General features: G+C 30.6%; 19 protein-coding genes. 8 read left to right on the plus strand and 11 right to left on the minus strand.

All coding sequences use genetic code 11. The features are described from left to right. Positions 1 to 285: 285 nt before the first annotated feature. The 3 genes from addA to thrC form a co-directional block, all read right to left on the minus strand. On the minus strand, positions 286 to 4,008 hold the full coding sequence (addA, locus tag CLAU_RS05785; protein ID WP_013239945.1) for a helicase-exonuclease AddAB subunit AddA: 3,723 nt from the start codon (positions 4,006 to 4,008) through the stop codon (positions 286 to 288). Positions 4,009 to 4,123: 115 nt separating this feature from the next. Beyond that, positions 4,124 to 5,188, minus strand: coding sequence for a sensor domain-containing diguanylate cyclase (locus CLAU_RS05790; protein ID WP_013239946.1), 1,065 nt, complete (start codon positions 5,186 to 5,188; stop codon positions 4,124 to 4,126). Positions 5,189 to 5,561: 373 nt separating this feature from the next. Further along, positions 5,562 to 7,052 (minus strand): threonine synthase, encoded by a 1,491-nt coding sequence (gene thrC, locus CLAU_RS05795; RefSeq protein ID WP_013239947.1) that lies wholly within the window; start codon positions 7,050 to 7,052, stop codon positions 5,562 to 5,564. Positions 7,053 to 7,562: 510 nt separating this feature from the next. On the opposite strand from thrC, the gene CLAU_RS05800 reads away from it, so the two are divergent. Beyond that, positions 7,563 to 8,714: an aminotransferase class V-fold PLP-dependent enzyme gene (locus CLAU_RS05800; RefSeq protein ID WP_013239948.1), complete on the plus strand. Its 1,152-nt coding sequence runs from the start codon at positions 7,563 to 7,565 to the stop codon at positions 8,712 to 8,714. A gap of 278 nt (positions 8,715 to 8,992) precedes the next feature. On the opposite strand, the gene cbiM is transcribed toward CLAU_RS05800, so the two are convergent. The 3 genes from cbiM to CLAU_RS05815 form a co-directional block, all read right to left on the minus strand. Continuing rightward, a complete protein-coding gene (cbiM, locus tag CLAU_RS05805; RefSeq protein WP_013239949.1) occupies positions 8,993 to 9,991 on the minus strand; it encodes a cobalt transporter CbiM in 999 nt (332 codons plus the stop codon). A 281-nt stretch (positions 9,992 to 10,272) separates the two neighbouring features. Further along, the gene (gene lipA / locus CLAU_RS05810; RefSeq protein ID WP_013239950.1) at positions 10,273 to 11,124 is read right to left on the minus strand and encodes a lipoyl synthase; all 852 of its coding nucleotides are present in this window, start codon (positions 11,122 to 11,124) and stop codon (positions 10,273 to 10,275) included. Positions 11,125 to 11,196: 72 nt separating this feature from the next. Next, on the minus strand, positions 11,197 to 12,180 hold the full coding sequence (locus CLAU_RS05815; protein WP_013239951.1) for a lipoate--protein ligase: 984 nt from the start codon (positions 12,178 to 12,180) through the stop codon (positions 11,197 to 11,199). Positions 12,181 to 12,345: 165 nt separating this feature from the next. On the opposite strand from CLAU_RS05815, the gene CLAU_RS05820 reads away from it, so the two are divergent. Both CLAU_RS05820 and CLAU_RS05825 read left to right on the plus strand, forming a co-directional pair. Further along, on the plus strand, positions 12,346 to 12,864 hold the full coding sequence (locus CLAU_RS05820) for a hypothetical protein (RefSeq protein WP_013239952.1): 519 nt from the start codon (positions 12,346 to 12,348) through the stop codon (positions 12,862 to 12,864). 450 nt (positions 12,865 to 13,314) lie between these two features. Further along, entirely contained in the window at positions 13,315 to 13,518 is a 204-nt protein-coding gene (locus CLAU_RS05825) for a cold-shock protein (protein WP_013239953.1), read from the plus strand. A gap of 129 nt (positions 13,519 to 13,647) precedes the next feature. Here CLAU_RS05825 and sdaAA read toward each other — a convergent pair whose 3' ends face one another. Next, a complete protein-coding gene (gene sdaAA, locus CLAU_RS05830) occupies positions 13,648 to 14,520 on the minus strand; it encodes an L-serine ammonia-lyase, iron-sulfur-dependent, subunit alpha (RefSeq protein ID WP_013239954.1) in 873 nt (290 codons plus the stop codon). Positions 14,521 to 14,523: 3 nt separating this feature from the next. Continuing rightward, positions 14,524 to 15,207 carry an L-serine ammonia-lyase, iron-sulfur-dependent subunit beta gene (gene sdaAB, locus CLAU_RS05835; RefSeq protein ID WP_013239955.1) on the minus strand — a complete coding sequence of 228 codons (684 nt, stop codon included), beginning with the start codon at positions 15,205 to 15,207 and terminating at the stop codon, positions 14,524 to 14,526. Positions 15,208 to 15,395: 188 nt separating this feature from the next. Between sdaAB and aspD the strand changes: the two genes are divergently transcribed. Together aspD and CLAU_RS05845 are read left to right on the plus strand one after the other, a co-directional pair. Continuing rightward, a complete protein-coding gene (aspD, locus tag CLAU_RS05840; protein ID WP_013239956.1) occupies positions 15,396 to 17,027 on the plus strand; it encodes an aspartate 4-decarboxylase in 1,632 nt (543 codons plus the stop codon). 125 nt (positions 17,028 to 17,152) lie between these two features. Continuing rightward, positions 17,153 to 18,460 carry an aminotransferase class V-fold PLP-dependent enzyme gene (locus CLAU_RS05845; RefSeq protein WP_013239957.1) on the plus strand — a complete coding sequence of 436 codons (1,308 nt, stop codon included), beginning with the start codon at positions 17,153 to 17,155 and terminating at the stop codon, positions 18,458 to 18,460. A 70-nt stretch (positions 18,461 to 18,530) separates the two neighbouring features. Here CLAU_RS05845 and CLAU_RS05850 read toward each other — a convergent pair whose 3' ends face one another. Together CLAU_RS05850 and CLAU_RS05855 are read right to left on the minus strand one after the other, a co-directional pair. Then, positions 18,531 to 18,962: a hypothetical protein gene (locus CLAU_RS05850; RefSeq protein WP_013239958.1), complete on the minus strand. Its 432-nt coding sequence runs from the start codon at positions 18,960 to 18,962 to the stop codon at positions 18,531 to 18,533. Positions 18,963 to 18,984: 22 nt separating this feature from the next. Continuing rightward, positions 18,985 to 19,857 (minus strand): LysR family transcriptional regulator, encoded by an 873-nt coding sequence (locus CLAU_RS05855; RefSeq protein ID WP_013239959.1) that lies wholly within the window; start codon positions 19,855 to 19,857, stop codon positions 18,985 to 18,987. 131 nt (positions 19,858 to 19,988) lie between these two features. Between CLAU_RS05855 and CLAU_RS05860 the strand changes: the two genes are divergently transcribed. From CLAU_RS05860 to CLAU_RS05870, 3 genes are all read left to right on the plus strand, one after another. Then, a complete protein-coding gene (locus tag CLAU_RS05860) occupies positions 19,989 to 20,825 on the plus strand; it encodes a sulfite exporter TauE/SafE family protein (protein WP_013239960.1) in 837 nt (278 codons plus the stop codon). Positions 20,826 to 20,828: 3 nt separating this feature from the next. Next, positions 20,829 to 21,215, plus strand: coding sequence for a DUF1634 domain-containing protein (locus CLAU_RS05865; protein WP_013239961.1), 387 nt, complete (start codon positions 20,829 to 20,831; stop codon positions 21,213 to 21,215). A 314-nt stretch (positions 21,216 to 21,529) separates the two neighbouring features. Continuing rightward, positions 21,530 to 23,686 (plus strand): YhgE/Pip domain-containing protein, encoded by a 2,157-nt coding sequence (locus CLAU_RS05870; protein ID WP_013239962.1) that lies wholly within the window; start codon positions 21,530 to 21,532, stop codon positions 23,684 to 23,686. A 204-nt stretch (positions 23,687 to 23,890) separates the two neighbouring features. On the opposite strand, the gene CLAU_RS05875 is transcribed toward CLAU_RS05870, so the two are convergent. Further along, the gene (locus CLAU_RS05875; RefSeq protein WP_013239963.1) at positions 23,891 to 24,253 is read right to left on the minus strand and encodes a GerW family sporulation protein; all 363 of its coding nucleotides are present in this window, start codon (positions 24,251 to 24,253) and stop codon (positions 23,891 to 23,893) included. Between the last annotated feature and the right edge of the window lie 7 nt (positions 24,254 to 24,260).

Consider the following 24,260-nt stretch of genomic DNA (forward strand, 5'->3'; position numbering starts at 1 on the left):
TCAAACATATCTAAGCTCCTAAGATTTTCTAAAATGCTAAGCTAAGACTTATGGAAAAGTTTTTAAAGGTGCTTTCAATTTTGTCATTACATTTTATGTATAAGTTTAAATTTGAATTAGAAACCCTATAGATTGTAGAGTTAACTATCTATAATACATAAAGCTAAAACTTTATGTAGAATGCCTACTGTTTCATATCTTAAAGCAAGAGTAAAGAGCAGATTATTTCATCTATTTTGGCTATAAGCTGTACCTCTTTTTACATAGCAAAAGGTAGGCATACATTTACATTTCAACTAAGCTGTTGTTAAAAAATAAGTAGAGATATTTATTTTTTACTTTCTTACCAGTTAATTTTTCAAGTGCCCTTGCATAATAATAAATTTGGTTTTTGTATTTATCTTTTATATCATCTATATCATCTACATAATCTGTCTTATAGTCTATAAGCACTAATTCTCCATTTTCTTCAAAATAGCAATCTATTATTCCTTGAATAATTATTTTTTCATCTTTATATATTTTATCTGGAAGCTCTTTATATAATTCATTACTTTCTATTTCCATATAAAATGGAGTTTCCCTATAGATATTCTCTGCCTCTTTCATTCTGCTTCCAATTTCAGAATTAAAGAACTTCAATATTTTACCTAGGGGTATTGACTTAACTTCCTCTTCCCTTATAAATTCCCTCTGGACCAGTTTACCTACCTGTTCTTTTATTTCATCGTAAGAATTAACTTTTTTTATATCAATATGCTGCAAGATTAAATGCAAAAGAGTTCCTCTTTCAGCAGCTGTCATACCTTTTTTCTCTCTTAAAAAAAGTGGTTTTTTTAATTGTACCAATTCTACCAAATTCGCACTATCTTCTATATCATTCAAATCAAACCTTCTCTTTAACTCTGATACAGAAAATTTAGCAGGTATCTTACAAGCTTCCTCATATTTATATTTCCAGTTAAGCCTTCTATCCACTTTATCCATATATTGTCCATCATATTCGGTTAAATTAAGTTCTTCAATTTTACCCAGTATATCTACATCTTCCTTTTCTTGAGATACAGTTTTAAAGTCATCTTTTTTATAAATATTTATCTTCCATCTAGAACTGTCCCCTATAACTAGATTTAAATTATCTTCAATTTTAGAAATTTCTCTTATAGACTTTCCACATGGATGCTTAGCCAGTGCAGCCCCTATCCAATCCAAAAAATTTCTAGCACTTATAAGTGAATACTCAGGAAGTTTATTTCCTTTATAAGAAGCACATTCACACCATTTTTGAGTTGTTTTTTCAATATTATTTACCATTCCAGTTATTATAAGTTTTTCTTTTGCTCTGGTAAAGGCAACATATAATATTCTCATTTCCTCTGAAAGAGTTTCTACTTTTAGCTTTTTTCTAAGTACCTGTTTCATAACAGTAGGATAACATATATGCCTTTTTACATTTACATAATCCGGCCCGAGACCTAACTTTTCATGAAAAAGTACTCCTTTACTCATATCCATCAAATTAAACTTTTTTCCTGTACCAGAAAGTATTACTACAGGAAATTCAAGCCCTTTGCTTTTGTGAACACTCATTATCCTGACTACATCTTCATTTTCTCCTAGTATTTTTGCACTTCCTAAATCCCCACTGCTATTTTTAAGTTTGTTCATAAAATTTATAAAATTAAAAAGTCCTTTGTAACTGCTCTTTTCATACTGTTTTGCTCTTTCAAATAACATCCTTAGGTTTGCCTGCCTCTGAATTCCCCCAGGCATAGCACCTATAAAACCGTAATAGCCCGTTTCAGTATAAAGATGCCATATAAATTCATCTATTGGCATATACTTTACTTTTTTTCTCCAGTTGTTAAGTCTTTTCAAGAATTCACTTACTTTATATTTCAAGCCATTTTCCACATACTTTAATGATATATCTGATTCAGGGTCATTTTCCGAAATTATCTTTAATATATCATAAAAATGCATTTTTCTATCTACCATTCTCAAATCTATAAGTTCCTCTGGAGAGAAGGATTCTATAGGAGACCTAAGCACAGCTACAAGTGGAATATCCTGAAGTGGATTATCTATTATTTCAAGTACTGATATTATTGTCTTTACTTCTATATTCTCAAAATATCCGGCAGATATATCTGCAAATACAGGCACTTCTAAACTATTAAGTTCTTCTACAAAAATAGGAGCCCAATTTTGCGTGGCACGCATTAATATTACTATGTCTTTATACATTACATTCCTATAGGACTTCGTATTTTTGTCATATACTTTTAGTGGCTCTACTTCTTCTTTACCATTTATGAGCTCACTTATTTTCTCTGCTACAAGCCGTGCTTCTACCTGAACATTATCTAAAACTTCTTCATTTTCTTGAATTTCTTCACTTTCTTCTTTTTTATCTATTATATTAACCTCTATATCTCTACTATAGTTTCCAGATGAGTTTTCATAATCTGCTGAACTTTTTAAGCTTTCCTCATCCGTATAATCTAATTCTCCTACTTCTCTACACATTATTTGTTTAAACAAATAATTAGTACCTTCTATTATTTCTTTTCTACTTCTAAAATTTTCAGATAATTTTATTTTTCTGTTTTCAGCCGTCTTTTTTTCAGAATAACTATTATATTTCTGCAAAAAAAGTTCAGGTTTAGATTGCCTAAATCTGTATATACTCTGCTTTACATCTCCTACCATAAACAAATTTGAGTCTTTTGATTTTCTACTTATCATATTCATTATAACTTCTTGAACTTCATTGCTATCCTGATATTCATCTATAAATATCTCCTCAAAATATCTCCTATATTCTAAAGCTGCCTCCGAAGGAACTATATTTCCCTCCTCATCTCTATCTGTTAATATTTCAAGACAAAAGTGCTCTATATCACTAAAATCCAGTATCCCTCTTTCCCTTTTTTTCAAGCTGTAATTTTTATCAAACTCTATTACAAGAGAAACCAGACACTTCATCATAGGATATACTTCCTGCATATTTTTATACATATTATCAGAACCTAAAAATATATCTTCTTTTATACTATTTAACTTCTTTTTAACTTCATCCCTTACATTCTTAGCCCTTTCCTTCACTTCTTTAACTTCATCTTTTACTCTTTTAGTGGAAAGCTTGTCAAAACTCAATTGTAAAAACTTTTCTTTTAGTTCTTCCCAAGAATTTAAAAGCAATAATTCCTTTATATTTTCATAATCTTTTTTAAAAGTATCTGCATAGTGCTCAAGTCCCTCTATTCTTTGGATTATGGTAAGTTCTCTTTCTATTCTATTCTTGCATCCCTTAACCTCTACCTCTAGGCTGTGCATAATTATTTTTGCCCAGTGGGTATGTCCAAAATCAAAGTTTTCTTTTACATTAAAATTTTCTACTGCTTGCCTTAACCACTTTTCAGGCCAAGGATTACTTTTTGAAAATTCATAGAGAGAAAGTACCATGTCTTTAAGCTTAATATCATTTTTACTTTTAAAACCGTCTACAAGTTTTAAAAATTCTGTATTTTCTATATCATATTTCTCATCGAAAAGTTCCTCAAGTACATCCTGTTTTAAAAGAACTGCTTCTGTACTGTCGCATATTCTAAAATTAGGGTCTAAATCTATTAAATGAAAATTACTTTTTATAACCTTAAGACAAAAAGCATGTATAGTAATTATATTAGCCTGATTTAAAAGTGTCAGTTGTTTTTGAAGATTTTTTGATCCATAATTTGATTCTAACAGTTTAGAAATTGCCTCCGCTATTCTCTCTTTCATTTCAGAAGCTGCCGCATTTGTAAAGGTAACAACTAATAATTTATCTATATCCACATCTTCATCAATGCTTGTTATCTCCTGTATTATTCTCTCCACTAGCACTGCTGTCTTACCAGTTCCCGCACCCGCTGATACTAATAAATTACACTTAGGAGTAAAAATAGCTTCTCTTTGAGATTCTGTCCAATTTGTATCCATATGTACCACCTTACTAAAATTCATTGACGGTTTCCCCCTAAAGGATAGCGCCTTTCTAAGTGCTTAAAGCACTAATCATCTTGTTAATAGGCATCAGGAGGGAGTTAAAACTCCCTCTGATGCCAATAACTATACTTATTTAATAAACCACTTTATTTTTTCCAGAATTTTTTGCTCTGTACAAGTTCATATCAGCCCTTCTTATTGTATCTTCAACATCTTTATTCTTATTTGTGCATACTGCTATACCCATTGAAACCGTTACATAAGACGAGACTTCATTATACTCTACAGCTTTCTTTTTTATAAGCTCTCCTATATTTATCATTCTCTCATATACAGACATGGAATCTGTAATATTATACATATATATTATAATTTCTTCTCCTCCATATCTAGCTACCATATCCTCGTCTCTTATACTATCTTTTATTATATCACTTACTTTTCTCAGCACCCTATCTCCATATTGATGCCCAAATCTATCATTAAAACTTTTAAAATCATCAATGTCAATCATTACAATAGCAAAACCTTTGCCACAGTCTTTTACCTTTTCTCTTATCACCGAAAAAAAATAATTTCTGTTAAATAGCCCTGTTAAAAAATCCTTTTGAGAATTTTGTTTTATCTTGTTATAAAGTTTATTATTTTCTATACATATAGCTATCTGATTGGTAAGTGCAGTCAATAACTTCATATGTTCGTTATTTAGATAGTTATATATATGATGTTCAACCACGATAACACCTAATAGATTATCTTTTAAATATATAGGCATGAGTATGGAAGAGTGAATTTGAATATTATCATATATATATATATTATCAATACAATTTACTATGCTAGCATTTAGATTACTTATATTTCCTTTATTGTAATCGTTAATACTATAGTGATGTTTTGTATTAGGCAAGTTTGTAGATTTTAATTGAAGTTTTCTATTCTCTAAAAGATATACGCTTGAATAAGTTACCCCTAGAATGCCTATCATTATATCATTTATTATAGAAACTATTTCTCCTCTACCTATTCGCTTGTTTATATACTGACTTATCTCAACTATCAAAGACAACATATCTAGTTTTTTATCTAACTCTATAATCTTTATACTTTGTTTTTGTATAATTCCTTCAGCCATCTTTTGATAAGCTTCATACTCATTTTTAAGTTGATTATATTCATCTGATAATGATGTCAACATAAAACTCTCCCCTATTAAAAATACATATCTAAGCCAAAATTTTCTCTATAAAAGTATATATTCACAAGAAAATTTTTCCTCATGAATATATACAACAATTCCTCATACTATATTATTATAAATTAATATAAACTGCTCATGCTATTTTATTAGTTTCTCTACAAAAAATAATTTTACACTAATTTTCAACTACCTTCTAATTTTATATTATACTACTGTTTATAAATACATCCTAGCATTTTCATACATTATATATCGAATATTTATAACTTTAATTTTCAATATTCGACTTACTATTGTACTTATATTGATGTATATTTTATGTTATTATATGTAAATTACTTTTTCGTAAAAAATGGAAAGTTATCTCCAATTATACTAAGAATTTTCTAATCTCATCTTTCATCTGTTGTTTTTCACATACAGTACTGTGAATAACTTCACTTTTCATTAGTTTCTCTATAGGTTTAGGAATTTCGAGAGAAGCAGTTTTGCTCATTACTTCTATAAGGTCAAAATCTTTTTGATTCTTATACTTATCGTCTAAAGCACTCATTACGGATTTTGTAAATTTAAAAGGACTTGCAGTAGAAACAATAATGGTTTTTGTGTCATCTCCTGTATCCTGAAAATACTTTCTATACACGGAATAAGCCACTGAAGTATGTGTGTCCATTAGGTATTTATAATCTTTGAAGACATCACTTATGGAGTGAAGTGTTTCCCCTTCGGTCGCAAATCCACCATAAAATGGTTTTAATTCTTCTTTCATATTTTCACTTACACTATACTTCCTATTTTTATTTAAATCTTTCATTAATCCCTGTACAACTGAAGAATCCTTCCCACTTATATCATATATGAATCTTTCAAGATTACTGGATATGAGTATATCCATAGAAGGAGATATAGTTACTATAAATTCTCTCTCAGCATCATAAATTCCACTTTTTAAAAAGTCATATAATACTTTATTATCATTTGAAGCACATAAAAGCTTATTTATAGGTAGGCCCATTTTTTTTGCATAATAAGCTGCAAGTATATTTCCAAAATTACCTGTAGGAACTACAAAATTTATTTTTTCTCCTAATTTTATTTGCCCTTTCCTTAAAAGTTCCATATATCCATGAAAATAATATACTACTTGAGGTATAAGTCTTCCTATATTTATGGAATTGGCAGAAGAAAACATATAAGACTTTTCATCCAATTCTTTTTTTAATTCTTCATCATTAAAAATTTTCTTAACTTCAGTCTGGGCATCATCAAAATTTCCCTTTATTCCTATAACTTTAGTATTTTTGCCTACCTGGGTAACCATCTGTCTTTTTTGTATATCACTTACCCCTTTTTCAGGGAAAAATACTACTATTCTTGTATCCTCTACATCTGCAAAGCCTTCTAGTGCTGCCTTTCCTGTATCTCCAGAAGTTGCTGTAAGTATAACTATCTTTTTATGTAAATTTTGTTTTTTTGCAGCAGTCTGCATTAGATGTGGTAGAAGACACAATGCCATGTCTTTAAAAGCTAAAGTTGGTCCATGAAACAACTCTAAATAAAACACATCCCCAACCTTCTTTAGTGGCACTATTTCATCTGATTCAAATTTATTGTCATAAGCTAGGTCTATGCACTTCTTCAACTCATCTTCAGTAAAATCGGTGAAAAACTTTCCGATTATGCATAAAGCTAATTCCTTATAAGTCATATTTTTGAATTTTTGTAATTCTTCTTCATTCACAGAAGGTATGCTGTCTGGAACAAACAATCCACCATCTTCTGATATTCCTTTTAGTATAGCTTGAGATGCAGTATAGTTTCCATTTAATCCTCTAGTACTGTTATAATGAATTTCTTTCAAGTGTATCTCTCCCTTTTCTATAATTTTTACTAAAATATTTATACCTATATAATAACATACGAAATATAACTTGAAAATTACAGTTATATTAATTTATAAATTTATAATAATTCTACATATCCTTTACATATCAAATTTCCCCCTTTTAACTCCGCATAATAAAGTTATAATATATTTATAGGAGTTAAAAACAAAGCTTCTTCGCAAGTTAAGAATTAATAATGAAAAATTAATAGTGAAAGACGATTTTTAGCTATCGCAAAAAATCTTTAATTTATATAAATCAGCAATGTTTCGCTTTAGCGAAACAAGTGATGAAAAGCTTAATCAAAGATTTTTTATAGTGTAACGGAAAAAAATCCACATTAACTATTAATTCTTCATTCTTAACTATTAATTTAAAAAATTACGTCGCAATATTTTTATATTAAGTCAAAATTTCGTATGTACAAAAGTTGACTTAATTATATTTTATAAATCTAGGGAACCTAAAGAAAGGAGATAATCATATTGGGAATTTATTTAGACAATGCTGCTACATCTTACCCCAAACCATCTATAGTTATAGACAAAATTTCAGATTTTATGAAGAACATAGGAGCCACTGCAGGAAGAGGGGCTTACAAATCAGCTATTGAAGCTGATAGACTTGTATTTAACTGCAGAGATAATATATGTAAGTTATTTAACGGTAAAGACCCATCTAACATAATCTTTACTTACAACATAACAGATTCACTTAATCTAATAATAAACGGAGTTTTAAATCAAGGAGATCATGTTATCACAAGTAGCTTGGAGCATAATTCTGTATGGAGACCTTTAAAAACTCTTGAACGGGACAGAAGTATAGAAATATCTACTCTTCCCTGCACAAATGAAGGAATATCAAAAGCCTGTGACATAGAAAAATTAATAAAAAAAAACACTAAGCTAATTGTATTCACTCATGCTTCTAACGTGCTTGGAACTATTCAACCTATAAGGGAAATAGGAGCTATAGCCAGGAAACATAAAATTCTATTTTTAGTAGACAGCGCCCAGACAGCCGGAGCTTACCCTATAGATGTACAAAAAGACAACATAGATATTCTTGCCTTCACAGGTCATAAAAGTCTTTTGGGACCTACTGGTACAGGAGGGCTTTTAATAAATTGTGACACTAATTGTATAAGGTCATTAAAATCTGGAGGAACCGGTGAAGATTCGAAAAATCCATACCAACCTGATTATTATCCTAATAAATTAGAAGCAGGAACCTTAAATGTAGCTGGAATAGTTGGTTTAGGAGAAGGAATTAGATACATATATGATCTAGGAGTACAAAAAATAAGAGATAAAGAAAATGAAATAATTGAATATGCCCTTAAGAGATTAGAGGAAGTTCCAGGAATCCATATATATGGTCCAAAAGATGCGAAAAAAATAGTAGGTGTCATTTCGTTTAATATAGAGAATATGTCTGGTGAAGATATTGCTTTTAAGCTGGATAAGGAATATGACATAATGATAAGAGTTGGATTTCATTGTGCTCCAACAGCCCACAGGATAATGGGAACTTATGAAATTGGTGCTATGAGAATAGGTATTGGATATTTTAATGAAAAGCAAGATATAGATGCATTAGTAAATGCTTTAAAAAATATAGTTTCTGAAAAATAAAAAAGCCCCCTTTTTAATTTGTTTATATGTAAAAAGGGGGGCTTCCCATTTATCCGATGACTACCTGCTCTAATACTTCCACGCACTCTGTGAAAGCGACTATCACCAAATCAAAGATTTGGGATATCTGCTTTTCTCCAAGTATGAGTAAAAAGCAGCTATATCCCTGGATAACGAATTTCCCTAAAGGATAACGTCTTCTAAGTGCTGAAGCACTAAGAATCCTGTTAATAAGCATCATGTGGAGTCAAAACTCCATCTGATGCTTAGAACTCTGTTTATTTATTTACTTTAACATTTTTATTATCTATATCCACCGCGTTTTTTCTTAAAGAAGATATTATTTTAAACACAATCATTATAAGTGCAACTCCCGCCACTGCTGAAATAATATAACCTACAACATCATTCATTCCTTTTACAGAATAGTCCGCTGCAATAGCATTAAAGTGTATGCCATTTTGAAATCCTTTAGGTATGTACCCTATAAGTGACTTCATACCTTCTGAATCCCATTCACCCCACGCGTCTCCAGCTGCTAAAAGTCCTAGAGGACATAAAACTATTAAAATTGCCAAAAGTCCATAAAGTGGTTTTTTATTTCCAATTTTGTCTTCATATACAACATCTGGTGACATTTTCTTCACATAAGCGTATACTGCTGCAGTTATTGCCCCCTCAAGTATACCTACTAAAAGATGAGTTCCTACCATTGCTGGTACAGCCACATTTAAACCATAAGGACAATAAAGTGCCTTTCCAGCTGCATCTGTAAATAATAAAGGCTGTAGGCCAAATTCAATGGATGCCATAAAAGATGCCGCCACAATTCCTACATATCCACCTATAAAAGCTGCAATATATTCTCCTTTAGGGCTCTTTACTCTATTTTTTATAATACTATATATGGTATACCCTACAAAAGGCATTATAAAAGCCATGTTAAAAGTATTAGCTCCAAATGCAAGTATTCCTCCATCTCCGAAGAAAAGTGCCTGTATAAGTAGTGCTATAGTAACTGCAATAGTTGCTGCATAAGGTCCAAGTAAAATTGCTATCAAAGTTGCCCCTACTGCATGAGCTGTTGTTCCTCCTGGTATAGGTACATTAAACATCATTATAAGAAAAGAAAATGCTCCGCAAACACCAAGCATAGGCATTTTCTTGGGACTTATTTCACTTTTTACCTTTTTTACGGCCTTTGCCCAAACTGGCAGCATTACCACTGCCATAACAGCACAGGTTGATGGACTTAAATAATTATCTGGAATATGCATAATAAAGACCTCCTAGAATTTTAAAAAAAATATACGAATTTATCTTTCTCTTATATATCTAGCAATTTATATGCCAATTTTCTATATATTTTTAATAATTTTTCACAACCTTCTCAAATAGATGTTAATAGTGGGATAAGCTTTAATATTTAGTTTTAATATTTTGTGCTAAGAAATTTTTCTAAGTCCATTGGTATCAAAATGATACCAAATTTATATCAAAATGAGATTATGTTTCAATTTTATCTCATTTCGATATAAGTAGAGTTTTTGGCATCAGATTAGCTTTCAATCATTTCTTCTGCATGATAGGAACTTCTTACTAGTGGGGAAGATGATACAAATTTAAAACCCAACTCTAAAGCTATTTCTTTATACTTTTTAAATAGATCAGGATGAACATACTCTACAACAGGATGATGTTTTGAAGAAGGTGGTAAGTACTGACCTATTGTAACAATGTCACAATCCGCCCTTCTTAAATCCTTTAATACTTCTATAATATCTTCTTCTTTTTCTCCAAGCCCCAACATAAATCCTGATTTTGTTAAAATTGAGTTATCCATAATCTTAACTCTTTTTAAAAGTTCCAGTGAACGCTTGTAAACTGCCATTGGTCTTACTTCTTTATATAGAGCAGGTGTAGTCTCTACATTGTGATTTATTACATTAGGTTTTGAATCCACTACCTTTTTAAGTGCAGTTTCATTTCCTTTAAAATCCGGTATTAAAACTTCTACTGTTATATTTTTATTAAGCTTTCTTATTTCTTCTACAACATTAGCAAAATGAGAAGCTCCTCCATCTTCTAAATCATCTCTTGTAACAGAAGTTATTACCGCATATTTCAATTCTAGTTTATCCACTGCTTGTGCCACATTAAAAGGTTCTTTTTTATCAACTTTTTCAGGTTTGCCTTTAGTTACATTACAAAAAGTACAATTTCTAGTACAATTTTTCCCAAGTATCATAAAAGTTGCCCTGCTTTTATTAAAACATTCCATTCTATTAGGACAATTTGCCTCACCACATACAGTATTTAAAGAATATTTTTTAAGTATATCCTTTACATCCTGGGAAACTTGTCCGCCTCTTATTTTTATTTTTAACCACTCAGGTTTTCTCTTATACATAAAATACAATCCCTCGCTTCTTCTTTAAAATATGCTAATTTTTTAACACATCTCCACAAAATTAGTATACTACTATTTAAACATAACCTCCATAATATCTTTTTTGTTTATATTATGCATATATCTTTCCATGTCTACGTTTTCAAGTGATTTCAGAATTTCTTCTTTTTCATACTTAATTCCTAGAAACTCATTTTCCAATTCACTAATCTCGCAACTGCTGAAAAAATCTCCAAAAAATTTTATATTGTCTATAATACCTTTTTTTACATATATATTAACCTGTACAATTCCTCCTGGAAATTTTTTCTGGTTGGAATAATTAAACTTTTTAAGATGTCCATAATTCCATTCCCACGTCTTATATTTATGATAACATATTTCTTTTATTTTTTTCCATTCCTCTTTTGAAAATATATATATTTTAGGATTTTCATCTTCACTTATAACTGATTTCATTAAAAATTCTTTGAATTCAATTATAGTCATATCACTTTTAATATAATCATATATATTCGTAACCCTGCTTCTTACAGATTTAACAGCTTTATCTGAAAATTTTATAGGGTTTACGTAAAGAGCATCATTCAAATTTTTCATATTAACAGAAAACAAAATACTTCCATGATGCAAAATTTTATTTCCATGTTTATATTGGGCATTTCCTGAAATTTTTTTACCATCTATAACCAAATCATTTCTACCAGAAAGCTCTGCGTTTATAGATAGCTTTTTCAATGCTCTTATTATAGGATACGTAAACTTACTAAAATCCGCAAAAGCATTGTTTTCGCCTACAGATATAAAGGTAAAATTTAAAGTTCCCAGGTCATTGAATATAGTTCCTCCCCCTGACATTCTTCTTACTACTGATAAATTATGCTTTTTTATATAGTCTATGTTTATTTCTGAAAGGGTATTTTGATTTTTGCCTATTAAAACACAGGGTCTGTTTCTCCAAAGGATAAAACAATCCTCATTGAATGTTTGCATTACATATTCTTCAATTGCATGGTTCATATATGGGTTCGTATTTTGGTGCTCAATAAATAACATTTTCATTACTCCTTTTTTAGAATAGACTTTTCACTAGCGTTTATCTACAAAGCTACCTAAAATGAATTATACACAATAAGTTTAATATTTAAAAGTAATTATTCAGTAATTAAATTATATTTCGATACTTGTAATATATAGATAAAAATGTAAGAAGGGGTTATTGTGGATTCAATTACAATTAGCAAATTAATTTCCTGTAAAGCCAAGTGTAATGTCAGTGAGCATAAAACTTCATCTAGTAACAATAATACTACAAATTTTAAAGGCAAAGATGATTCAAATATATCCAAAGATGGAACTGTACTCTGTAACTTTTTTAACCGCATTGAAAGCTCTAGTAAAGACAATGCTAAGCTTTCTTCACTATCAAAATATACTTCAGAATATAAAAAGATAAAAAAAGAAATTTTATCTGGTGCTTATGGAAGTGATACTCAAAAGTACATGAGCTTACTTGACAATGCATTTAAAGATACCTTAAATAATTTTTCAAATTCACTTATCAAATCACTTACTAAAAACATTGCCAAAAACACTACGAAGATGTCTTATTCATCACTAATTAAATTTCAAAAACAATACGAAACGGGTACAACCTTAACCTGGATGTTTAGAGAAGAAAATAAAGAGGTACTACGTAAAATAGATTATTATAAGAGAAAAAAAATAGCCAAATGGTAACTTCTTTGACTCAATTAAGCCATACTTATAAACATATAATAAGCAATATCTCAAATACAACAACTATGATAATGGACAATATAAATGACTCTTTTAATTCAAATAAGCTTACATAAGAGATCCCTTTAACGCCTAATGTCTAAAAGGATCAAGTAAAAATATTTTTAATACATTACCGTAAATTAACAATGTATTAAAAAGTATTAAATGTTAAATACTAATACTAATAAAAAAGTTTTTAATTGCAGCAAAATTATTTTAAAAATTACTTTGATTATAGAGTCAAATTAATGTATAATATGTTTATTAGGTAACATCAATATTTAATGTGAAATTTTAAGATTTGTTGTTAATTTTACATTTTTGTGTTATACTAATGTAATAATAAACACCGATATACAAAATCAAGCTATATCAATTATAAGTGTTTTATCTTTAGGAGGATAATAAATGAAAATAGGAACAGTAAAATGGTTTAACTCAGAAAAAGGATTTGGATTTATTGAAGTACCTGGCGAAAATGATGTTTTCGTACACTTCACTGCAATCCAAAGTGATGAACCAAGAAAAAATCTTGAAGAAGGTCAAAAAGTTCAATTTGATGTTGAAGAAGGACCAAAAGGTCTTCAAGCTGCTAACGTTGTAAAACTATAATTTATAGCTTACAATATTAGAATAAAACATCTTAACATAAATGAATAGAATGTTTTACCACCTCTGAATAAAAGGTGGTTTTTTATACCTTTGAAAAAAGGGATATACAACTATTTGTATATCCCTTTTTTAATTTCCAAGTACCTGCTTTTTTAATTTAAGGCCAGTTTCTGTAACTGCAAGTCCTCCAAGTGCTGTCTCCCTAAGTGCACAGGGAAGTTGTTTTCCAACCCTATACATTGCCGAAACAGTATCATCAAAAGGTATTCTACTGTATACACCTGCCATAACCATATCTGCTGTAGTTAGTGCGCTTACAGTTCCTGAAACGTTTCTCTTGGCACAAGGTACTTCTACAAGACCTGCTACAGGATCGCAAACTAATCCTAATACATTTTTTATCACTATAGCACTGGCATTTAAGGCTTGTTCTGGAGTACCGCCCATCATCTCAACTACTCCTCCTGCTGCCATAGCAGCTGCAGAACCACACTCTGCCTGACATCCACCTTCAGCTCCTGACATAGTGGCATTTCTAGCTATTATCATTCCAATTCCAGTTGCTGTGAAGAGCGCTTGAATCAATTCATCCTCACTCTTGTTTAGCTTTTCTCCTGCACTTATTATTGCCGCAGGTATTATTCCACAGGAGCCTGCTGTAGGTGCAGCCACTATCTTTCCCATAGCAGCATTAACTTCCGAACATGAAAGCGCCCTTGCCATTGCTTTTATCATAAAATCTCCAGTTAAACTTTTTCCTTCCCTACAATAATTATTTAATATGTAAGCATCCCCACCTATAAGTCCGCTTATAGATTTTACTTTGTTTTTCATACCATATTCTGCAGCATTTTGCATTACTTTAAGATTTTTTCTCATCTTCCCTAAAATTTCTTCCCTACTAGAATCTCCCCTTTTAATTTCTTCCTCAACTGTATATTCCCATATTTTCATACTTTTTTCTCTACATATTTTTATAAGTTCATTTCCGGTATTAGCCATCTATTATTCCTCCTCTGTTATAGGATTTATAGCTCTTATCTTTTTTATATTTGAAATTTCATTTATTTCATTTACAACATCCTCAGAAATTAAATCGTCCACTTCAAACACCATAGTTGCTCCAGAACCTCTAGTGCTTTTTCTATACACTCTCATAAAAGCTATGTTTATTTTATGCTTATAAAGTATATCAGATACCTTTGCAACCATACCCGGTACATCCATATGATTTATCAATATAGTAGGGTAACTTCCTGTAAATTCTATTTTGTCTCCATCTACTTCACTTATTACTACATTTCCTCCACCTATAGATGAGCCTACCATTTCACAAGTTTCCCCATTATCCTTTTCTATAATAAATTTGACTGTATTAGGATGAACGTCTCCTAAATCTATTTCTTTAAATTCAATTTTAATTCCCTCTTCCCTTGCCAAAATAATAGATTCTTTTAGATTTTCATCCCAGGGATCCATCCCCAGTATTCCAGCAACTAAAGCCTTGTCTGTACCATGTCCTTTATAAGTTTTAGCAAAAGATCCATGAAGCAGAAATTGTACCTTTAAAATTTTGCCTCCTGCTATAGTCTTTGCAATTTTACCCAGTCTTGCTGCCCCAGCAGTATGAGAGCTAGAGGGTCCTATCATTATGGGTCCTAGAATATCAAAAGCACTATATTCTCGCATATTAAGCACATCCTTTCATTTTAGTCTAAAATATAACAGCTTTTATTATATTATGGTCATTCAAGAACTAGTATATAATTAAACTAAAAAAATTGCACTAGGCTGGTACTTTTTATGTGCATATTTTTGTTTATATTTGCAGAATATAAATTTTATAATATATAAAATTTTTGGAGGAAGCACATAAAATGTATTCAGATAAAAATATTCAACTACTAGAACTAGAGCGCATTTACGGTAAAATAAGTCCTTTTGAATTAAAAAACAAACTAATTAGTCTTGCTAAAGGTCAAAAGGTAAAAAGTGCACATGCTCTTTTAGATGCAGGAAGAGGGAATCCTAACTGGATATCCACTTCTCCCCGAGAGGCCTTTTTTGCTTTTGGGCAATTTGCATTAGAAGAATCACGGCGAATATGGAATGAAAAAAACTTAGGCGGAATGCCTGAAAAGCAAAATATACATATACGTTTTTATGATTATATTGAAAGTCACAAAACCTGTCCAGGCATAGATATGTTAAAAAAATTTATAGATTATGGTATAAATTATCAAGGATTCAATGCTGAAGATTGGATTTATGAACTGACAGATGGAATTATAGGTGATAACTATCCAGACCCAAGCAGAATATTAATCCATGTAGAAAAAATAGTAACTCAGTATTTACTCAAGGAGATATATCACTTACAGGAGTTTGATTCTAAGTTCAAATTATTTGCTGTAGAAGGTGCTACTGCTGCCATATGTTATATATTTGATTCATTAATTGCCAATGAACTTCTAAAAAAAGGTGATAAAGTAGCAATTATGACTCCTATTTTTACTCCCTATTTAGAGATTCCAATTATTCCAAGATATAATTTTAATTTAGTTAAGATAATGGCCTCTGAAGATCCCGAAGAAGGAAGTAGTCCGTGGCAATATCCAAAATCAGAACTAAAAAAACTAGGTGACAAAACTATCAAGGCTTTATTTTTAGTAGACCCAAGCAACCCGCCTTCAGAAGCTATAGAACCTGAATCAATTAAATACCTTATAGAAACTATTAAGGATTCCAATCCAAATTTAATGATTATATCAGATGACGTATATGGTAGTTTTCCAGACAAATTTAATTCTATAGTATCAGCTCTCCCCTACAATTGTATAGGAGTTTATTCATTTTCAAAGTACTTTGGTGTAACAGGCTGGAGACTTGGGACTATAGCTATTCATGAAAACAATGTATTTGATAAGCTTTTAAAAGAGCTGCCAGAAGATAAAAAAAATACTATAAAAAAACGTTATGAATCCATTTCAACCGATCCAACGGAAATTAATTTTATAGATAGGATCGCAGCAGACAGCCGTCAGGTAGCACTTCACCATACTGCAGGTTTGTCAACGCCCCAGCAGGTTCAAATGGCCTTTTTTGCAATATTCTCACTGCTAGATACTAAAAGCGAATACAAAAACCTGATAAAGGGCATATGTAAAAGGCGAAAAAAGTTGCTATTTAAAAGTCTTGACATAAATATACCAGAAGATCCTTATGACGCAAGTTACTATGCAGAATTTGACCTATTAAAATGGGCAAATACTCATTACGGAAAAGCCTTTGGAGATTATTTAGACATGAGCTATAAACCAATAGATATACTCTTTAAATTAGCCGAAAAATCTTCTATTGTATTATTAGGAGGCTCCGGATTCTATGCCTCTAAGTGGTCTGTAAGAATTTCACTTGCAAATTTAAACGACAGTGCCTATTCTAAAATAGGAAATGTGCTCCATAACATTTTACAAGAATATAAAGATACTTGGGAAAGCAGCAAATAAGGATAGTGTAAATATAGTCTATGCTTATTCCTATGTTTATTTTATTGATAAACTTTTCACTTATTTGGTACATTTAAAATCATACTACATATTATATATAAGTACCTTATAGGAGTGATTTTAATATGTCCTATGATAAAACAAATCATAATTACAGAGAATTAATAACCGGTGTAGATACAAAAATACCTTTAAAAAATGGAAAGCTGGTAACTGCTATAAATTTTGATAATGCAGCTACTACACCTCCCTTTAATTATGTTATGGAAAAAGTAGTTAGTTTTTCACCCTATTATTCTTCTATTCATCGGGGAACCGGTTTTAAATCTACATTATCCTCTGAAATCTATGAAACATCGCGGCAACTTATATGCAACTTTGTTCACTGTGATTCCGAAAAAAATACAGTAATCTATGTAAAAAACACTACTGAAGCTATCAATAAATTATCTTATATTTTTAATTATCTATATAAGGATGCTGTTATATTAGCGACTAGAATGGAACATCATTCTAATGATTTACCCTGGAGGAACAAATTTAAAGTAGATTATTTGGAGGTGGATGAAACCGGTAAACTAATTATTTCAGATTTAAGACGTAAATTAGAAAAACATGATGGCAAAGTTAAGTTGGTATGTGTAACTGGTGCTTCTAATGTAACAGGATACAAAAACCCTATATATAAAATTGCAAAAATTGCCCACAATTATGGATCAGAAATTCTAGTAGATGGCGCCCAACTTGTACCTCATTATCCTATATACATGAAGCAGAATTATGAAGAGGAATCTATTGACTATTTAGCTTTCTCAGCACACAAAATGTATGCACCCTTTGGTATAGGTGTATTGATAGGTCCCAAGGAGACTTTCTGTAGTGTATCACCTGAATATAGCGGAGGAGGTACTATAAAATTAGTTACAGATAACAGTGTAATATGGAATGATCCACCTGAAAAAAATGAAGCTGGTACTCCCAATGTACTTGGAGTAATTGCCTTAACTGCTGCTATTGAGATGTTAAACAAATTGGGAATAAAAAATATAGACAAAAGTGAAATGAAAATATACAATTATGCTTTGAATAAAATTACTAGTCTCCCAAACATCACCTTATATTGTGATCCCAATCCAAATTGCGATAAGGTTGCAATACTTCCTTTTAACATAAAAGGACTTTATCATGGTATTACAGCAAAACTTCTTTCAGATTTATCTGGTATTTCAGTCAGAAGTGGCTGCTTTTGTGCTCAACCTTATGTACAAAGACTTCTTAGGCTTTCTCGTAAAGATATAACCTACTTAAAACACAATTACAATGACATCTCCCACCCGGGTCTCGTTCGGTTGAGCTTTGGTTTATACAATACTTATAGCGAAGTAGATATTCTAATTGATACCTTAAGGAAAATAATTAAAAATAAAACTTAAACAAAAATATTACAGAACAAAAACAATTAAGCTTTAGGTGTTCTATCCCAAAGTTTAATTGTTTTATTTACTATTTACTTAAAAGTCCTGCTGATAATACAAATACCATGAGTATAGGAAAACCGTCACATATGATCCAACCTAAAATTATAATTATAAGGCTTAATAAATTGTATTTAAAATACTTGTAGATAATTAAATTATATATAAAAAACAAATTAGTCACTATAAAAGCAATAATTATAGGAATTGGATTGGATACTCCATATACCACTAAAACATGAAGTACAAATATAAGTGTTAAAACGGTAGCCATAAAAAAAATTATTCTAAGCCCGTCCCTATTTTTAAATTTAAAAAATATACAAAATCCATCGTACACACATAATGCCAAAGGTACGAGTGCAATTATTTGAAATTTATCTATGTAAAAATAAGCAGTGATTAAGACAGCAACAAAAAACAGTACCTTAACATTAAAGTTAAAATTTTTTTCATTCATTAAAATCGTCTCCTAAAATATTCTACTTTTTCATAGAAAAAATGCGTAAAAAATTTCTAGCTACTGATGACATATATCTATTCTTTACACATATAGCAGCTATACTAGTTTCCAAATCAATTTCATCTATCTTTTTTCTTTTCAAATCTACATTTTTAACCACATCAATAGATGTTCTTGGAACAATGGCCATTCCAATACCTGATTCTGCCCATAAAAGTGCTGTTCTTGCATCTTCAGTGTTACAAATTATATTAGGTACAAAACCTTCTTTATTGCAGCACTCAAATATCAACTTTTCAAATCTTCTGTATATAATTAAAGGTCTCCCTTTCAAGTCCTTTAATTTCACACTTTCTCTATCTTCAAACAAATCACTCTCCTTGTTAAATACAACAGTCATAGGCTCTTTAGGTAGTGCAGTTATTTCAAGCCCTTCCGTATTAAAAGGGGTTCTTACAATACCAACTTCTATCAATCCACTGTTTAATACTTCTAATATTCTAAAGGTATTTCCTTCCCATACATTAAAATTTACCTCTGGATATTCTTTATGGAAAATCTTTATTCTTTCTGGTAACAATGTAGCACCTGAAGAAGATACCGTTCCAATGGAAAGTGTTCCCTTTGCTCCTTCTTTAAAATCCTTTAGCTCCTTTGCAGTAAAACTTACTAATTTAAGTATTTGTTCAGCTCTATTTGCAAGTATTTCTCCTGCACTTGTTAAATGTATCTTATGACTTCCCCTATCCATAAGTTTAACGCCTAATTCTTCTTCTAAGAGTTTTAAGTGATAACTTAAAGGTGGCTGCGCCATATTTAGTTTTTTAGCTGCACTAGTTATTTTACCTTCTTTAGCAATAGTCAGAAAATACTTCAGCTGCTTAATATCCATAAAAAGATATCACTCCTACTATATAATTTCTATATACTTTGAATACTAATTATGTATTTTAAATATATAAGTTTCCTTGCTATAATAATACTTGAAAACAAAAATTTATTCAACATAGGAGGAATGACATTTTGTCAATATTAACATTAGAAATTCTCAGTGTATCCGTTATTGCAGGCATAGCAGGATCTATACTGGGTCTCGGAGGTGGAACAGTAATTACTCCAGCACTTACTCTTTTATTTGGAATAGATATAAAATACGCTATAGGTGCTAGCTTAATATCTGTTATTGCCACTTCAAGTGGAGCCGCTGCAGCTTATATAAAGGATAAAATAACAAATTTAAGAGTTGGTATGTTTCTTGAAATAGCCACAACTATAGGTGCTGTAACTGGTGCCTTTCTTGGAGGAATTATAAATCCAAAGTATCTTTACTTTTTATTCGGATTGCTGCTCCTATACTCCGCACTAGCTATGGCGAAAAAAGGCAAAAGTGAACTGCCTCAGGGTGTACAAACTCACCCTCTTGCAAAAAAACTTAAACTAAATGGTGAGTACTATGACAAAATTGTAGGCGAAACCGTATGCTACAACGTAGCTAATGTACCCAGCGGATTTGGAGTAATGTATGGTGCCGGTATCATTTCTGGTCTTCTTGGAATTGGAAGTGGTAGTTTTAAGGTCATGGCTATGGATTTATTTATGAAATTGCCTTTAAAAGTATCAAGTGCCACCAGTAATTTTATGATGGGCGTTACAGCTGCTGCCAGTGCAGGTGTTTACCTTTTAAGAGGCAATATAGATCCTAAAATTTCTGCTCCTGTTGCTCTAGGTGTACTAGCAGGAGCGACTATGGGCACTCGAATTATGCAAAATATGAAAAGCAAAACCATAAGAAAGATATTTGTACCTTTTCTTATTTATATATCTGTAGAAATGGTTTTGAAAGGATTTGGGGGTAGGTAACTAATGCCACAGCAAAATAGTACTATTGAAAAGAATGAAAAAAGTGCAGAAGAACTAGAACTTATAATAAGTACGTTTTTAAGGATAGGTGTCATATTAAGTTCAATTGTAATATTAACAGGGCTTTTAATGTTTTTAATATCTGGCCACAGTGGCTATGCTGGAAATTATTATCCAACTAAACCTATTGAAATATTAAAAGGTTGTAAATATTTTAAGCCTTATGCAATCATGCTGTTCGGTCTTTTGATCTTAATGGCAATACCTGTACTAAGAGTAGCGGTATCCATATTAGTATTTTTTAAAGAAGGGGACTACCTATATGTAAAAATTACTTCCTTGGTACTTGTAATACTTTTATGCAGTATTCTCATGGGAAAAGTAGGCTAAATCTTTAAACATCATAGAGTTTCTAAACGAAAAATGAACGTATACTCCAAATATTTTTACAATCTTCAGCTCCTTAAATTTTTTTCTAAGACTTATATGCAAAATACTAAAAAGAGCTTCATCATTGTAAAAATATTTCTACATATACGTTCATTTTTATGAATAATATTATATGAGATATTCTAATTGAAATTTTACCTTATACATAAAATATATACTATATATTATTTTTCATATCAGCACATAATAATCTTAGTTGAACTCACCATCACGGTTAATACTCATAGATGGAATTTAAACTAGGAGATAAACTTATGAAAAATATAATAAATATATACGTAACAGATATAATAAATATAATTACAAATTGGGTGGCCCTAGTAGTAGTAATAGCACTTATGATACTTCCTGCACTTTACGCCTGGTTTAATATAAAATCATTATGGAATCCTTATGAAAACACCAGTGGAATATCTGTAGCAATAGTAAATAAGGACAAAGGCGTAGAATTTAATGGCAGTAATGTAAATATAGGTAATAGCTTAGTAGAAAATTTAAAGAAAAATAAAAGTATGGGATGGAATTTTACAAATGAAAATGATGCAGCTAGTGGAGTAAAATATGGCAGTTATTACGCTAGTATTACAATACCAGAAGATTTTTCCTTTAAAATAAGTTCTCTTTTAAAATCAAATCCACAAAAAGCAGATTTGATTTATTCAGTTAATGAAAAATTAAACGCAGTGGCTCCAAAAATAACTGAAGCAGGAGTTACAAAAATACAGCAGCAGATAACTACAACCTTTGTACAAACAGTAGATGAATCAATATTTAGCGTATTTAATAGGCTAGGAATAGACCTTACAAACAGTAAACCTATACTACAAGAGTTTATAAATATAATATTTGACATCGATAGTAAAATACCTGAAATAAATCAAAATATAGAAAATGTTTATAACCAGGCTTCTAATTTAAATGATTTTATCAGTAAAATTCAAAATGAACTTCCTCTAATTCAAGATACTATAAATATAGCTTTAAATGTGGTATCAAGTGGAGAAGTTTTTCTTACAAAAGCAAGAGATTCAATGACTAATCTATCTCCTTTTATTAAATCTGAACTTACATCCATAAGGGATCTTAACAAAACTTTAGAAGGGCTTATTGATGAAGCCATAACCCTCATAAATACAGATCCTAAGTCAGCTAAAACAATACTAGCAACTGTGCGAGATCATTATACATCAAGCATTTCAAGAATTAACAATATAATAGACATTTTAAATTCTTTAAATAAACAAGATAATACGGTATTATCAAATTTTATATCAACACTAAACAATATAAAAAATATGATGCAAAGTCGTATTGAAAACATAAATTTGCTAATAACTGCTATAGACAACGGAGAACAAATTTCACTAGATGCTCTTGGTAATTTAAAACAAGGTGCTGCTTCCATCACAGTTTTTTTGGATAACATTATAAATAACTACGATACATCTTTAGCTCCTACCATAGACAACATAATGAAATCTTCTATCCAGGTGGCAAATAATACTTTGAAAATACTAAAAGATGCTAAAGGTGACCTTCCAACAGCACAAAACATATTGAAAAATGCATTTAGTGATACAAAAATAGCAGTAGAAGATATAGATAAGATTAAAAAAGTACTCCCTGGAGTGGAAAACACAATTCATAACATTGCTTCAAAACTTAGAAATCTAGATGAGGATGCCAAATTGAACGAACTCATAAAAATACTTGGTTTAAATGCAAAAAAAGAAGGAGATTTCATAGCAAATCCTGTTAATATAAAAATGAATAAAATTTTTTCTATACCTAACTATGGTTCAGCTATGTCACCTTTTTTCACCACTTTATCACTATGGGTAGGAGACCTTATTCTTGTTTCAATGCTTTCTACGGAAGTTAAAAACACAAAAATTAAAAATATAAAACTCAACCAAATCTTTCTTGGAAGATATCTTACTTTTGCGACTATATCAATTTTTCAAGCTTTAATAGTAACTTTAGGAGATTTATTTATATTGAGAACTTACGTAGCAAACAAATATATGTTTGTACTTTTTGCAATATTTATAAGTATTATATTTACCATGATAATCTATACTCTTGTATCTGTACTTGGAAATGTAGGAAAAGCTCTTGTAATGATACTCCTGGTGCTGCAAATTTCAGCATCTGGTGGTACTTTTCCAATACAGGTGACTCCTAAATTTTTTCAAATAATAAATCCTCTTCTACCCTTCACCCATGCTGTAGCAGGTATGAGAGAAACTGTAGGTGGTATTATTTCTAGCTTATTACTAAAAGATGCTTTAACACTCCTTGTATATTTCTTTATATTTTTAATTACAGGACTTATATGGAAAAAAGTATTTAAAAATATGGTAGAAAAATTTTTTAAGAAGTTTAGTAAAAGTGGTCTTTCAAATGAATAAATAAAGAAATGTAGATAAAAACTTGATACCTATCTACATTTCTTTATTTTATCTAATGACTAACTACTTTAATACTATCACACTCTATTTAAGCATTTAATATGAATTTTTGCAGAGCATAGGCTACCCCGTCTTCCACATTACTTTTAGTTATATAATCTGCTGCCACTAACTTGTACATGAGTATCTCCTCTTAGGTGTTTTCTATATGTTTTCCTTTTTTTCATTTTTCTTTTTCAACTTGCTAACTATATTGGGTACTAGTTCCATAAGTTTGCTAAGGTTATTCTTATCACCTATAGGCAACATTTGAATTGTATCTTCTTTTATTACAAGTACTGCATTTGGAGTTATTTTAGCTCCTGCACCAATACCTGAGCCTCCACCTTCCTGCTTATTTTTCGGATCTGTTCCCTCTCCACCACCGGTTCCACATCCAAAGGTAACTGTTATAAATGGTACAAGAGTTATATCTCCTACCTGTATTGGTTTACCTACAACAGTCTCTGTTTTAAAAAAGTTTTCCAATTTGGAAAATAAAACTTCTGTATTTTCTTTAATATCCATATAAATA

Origin of the sequence: Clostridium autoethanogenum DSM 10061 (assembly GCF_001484725.1) — a bacterium.
GTDB lineage: Bacteria > Bacillota > Clostridia > Clostridiales > Clostridiaceae > Clostridium_B > Clostridium_B ljungdahlii.

What these genes read in the sequence shown, in the direction of transcription:
- addA (WP_013239945.1), bottom strand. Translation starts at nt 4,008, where the DNA reads ATGAATTTTAGTAAGGTGGTACATATGGATACAAATTGGACAGAATCT.
- CLAU_RS05790 (WP_013239946.1), bottom strand. Translation starts at nt 5,188, where the DNA reads ATGTTGACATCATTATCAGATGAATATAATCAACTTAAAAATGAGTAT.
- cbiM (WP_013239949.1), bottom strand. Translation starts at nt 9,991, where the DNA reads ATGCATATTCCAGATAATTATTTAAGTCCATCAACCTGTGCTGTTATG.
- lipA (WP_013239950.1), bottom strand. Translation starts at nt 11,124, where the DNA reads ATGTATAAGAGAAAACCTGAGTGGTTAAAAATAAAAATAAGAGGCGGA.
- CLAU_RS05815 (WP_013239951.1), bottom strand. Translation starts at nt 12,180, where the DNA reads ATGTTATTTATTGAGCACCAAAATACGAACCCATATATGAACCATGCA.
- CLAU_RS05825 (WP_013239953.1), top strand. Translation starts at nt 13,315, where the DNA reads ATGAAAATAGGAACAGTAAAATGGTTTAACTCAGAAAAAGGATTTGGA.
- sdaAA (WP_013239954.1), bottom strand. Translation starts at nt 14,520, where the DNA reads ATGGCTAATACCGGAAATGAACTTATAAAAATATGTAGAGAAAAAAGT.
- sdaAB (WP_013239955.1), bottom strand. Translation starts at nt 15,207, where the DNA reads ATGCGAGAATATAGTGCTTTTGATATTCTAGGACCCATAATGATAGGA.
- aspD (WP_013239956.1), top strand. Translation starts at nt 15,396, where the DNA reads ATGTATTCAGATAAAAATATTCAACTACTAGAACTAGAGCGCATTTAC.
- CLAU_RS05845 (WP_013239957.1), top strand. Translation starts at nt 17,153, where the DNA reads ATGTCCTATGATAAAACAAATCATAATTACAGAGAATTAATAACCGGT.
- CLAU_RS05850 (WP_013239958.1), bottom strand. Translation starts at nt 18,962, where the DNA reads ATGAATGAAAAAAATTTTAACTTTAATGTTAAGGTACTGTTTTTTGTT.
- CLAU_RS05855 (WP_013239959.1), bottom strand. Translation starts at nt 19,857, where the DNA reads ATGGATATTAAGCAGCTGAAGTATTTTCTGACTATTGCTAAAGAAGGT.
- CLAU_RS05865 (WP_013239961.1), top strand. Translation starts at nt 20,829, where the DNA reads ATGCCACAGCAAAATAGTACTATTGAAAAGAATGAAAAAAGTGCAGAA.
- CLAU_RS05870 (WP_013239962.1), top strand. Translation starts at nt 21,530, where the DNA reads ATGAAAAATATAATAAATATATACGTAACAGATATAATAAATATAATT.
- CLAU_RS05875 (WP_013239963.1), bottom strand. Translation starts at nt 24,253, where the DNA reads ATGGATATTAAAGAAAATACAGAAGTTTTATTTTCCAAATTGGAAAAC.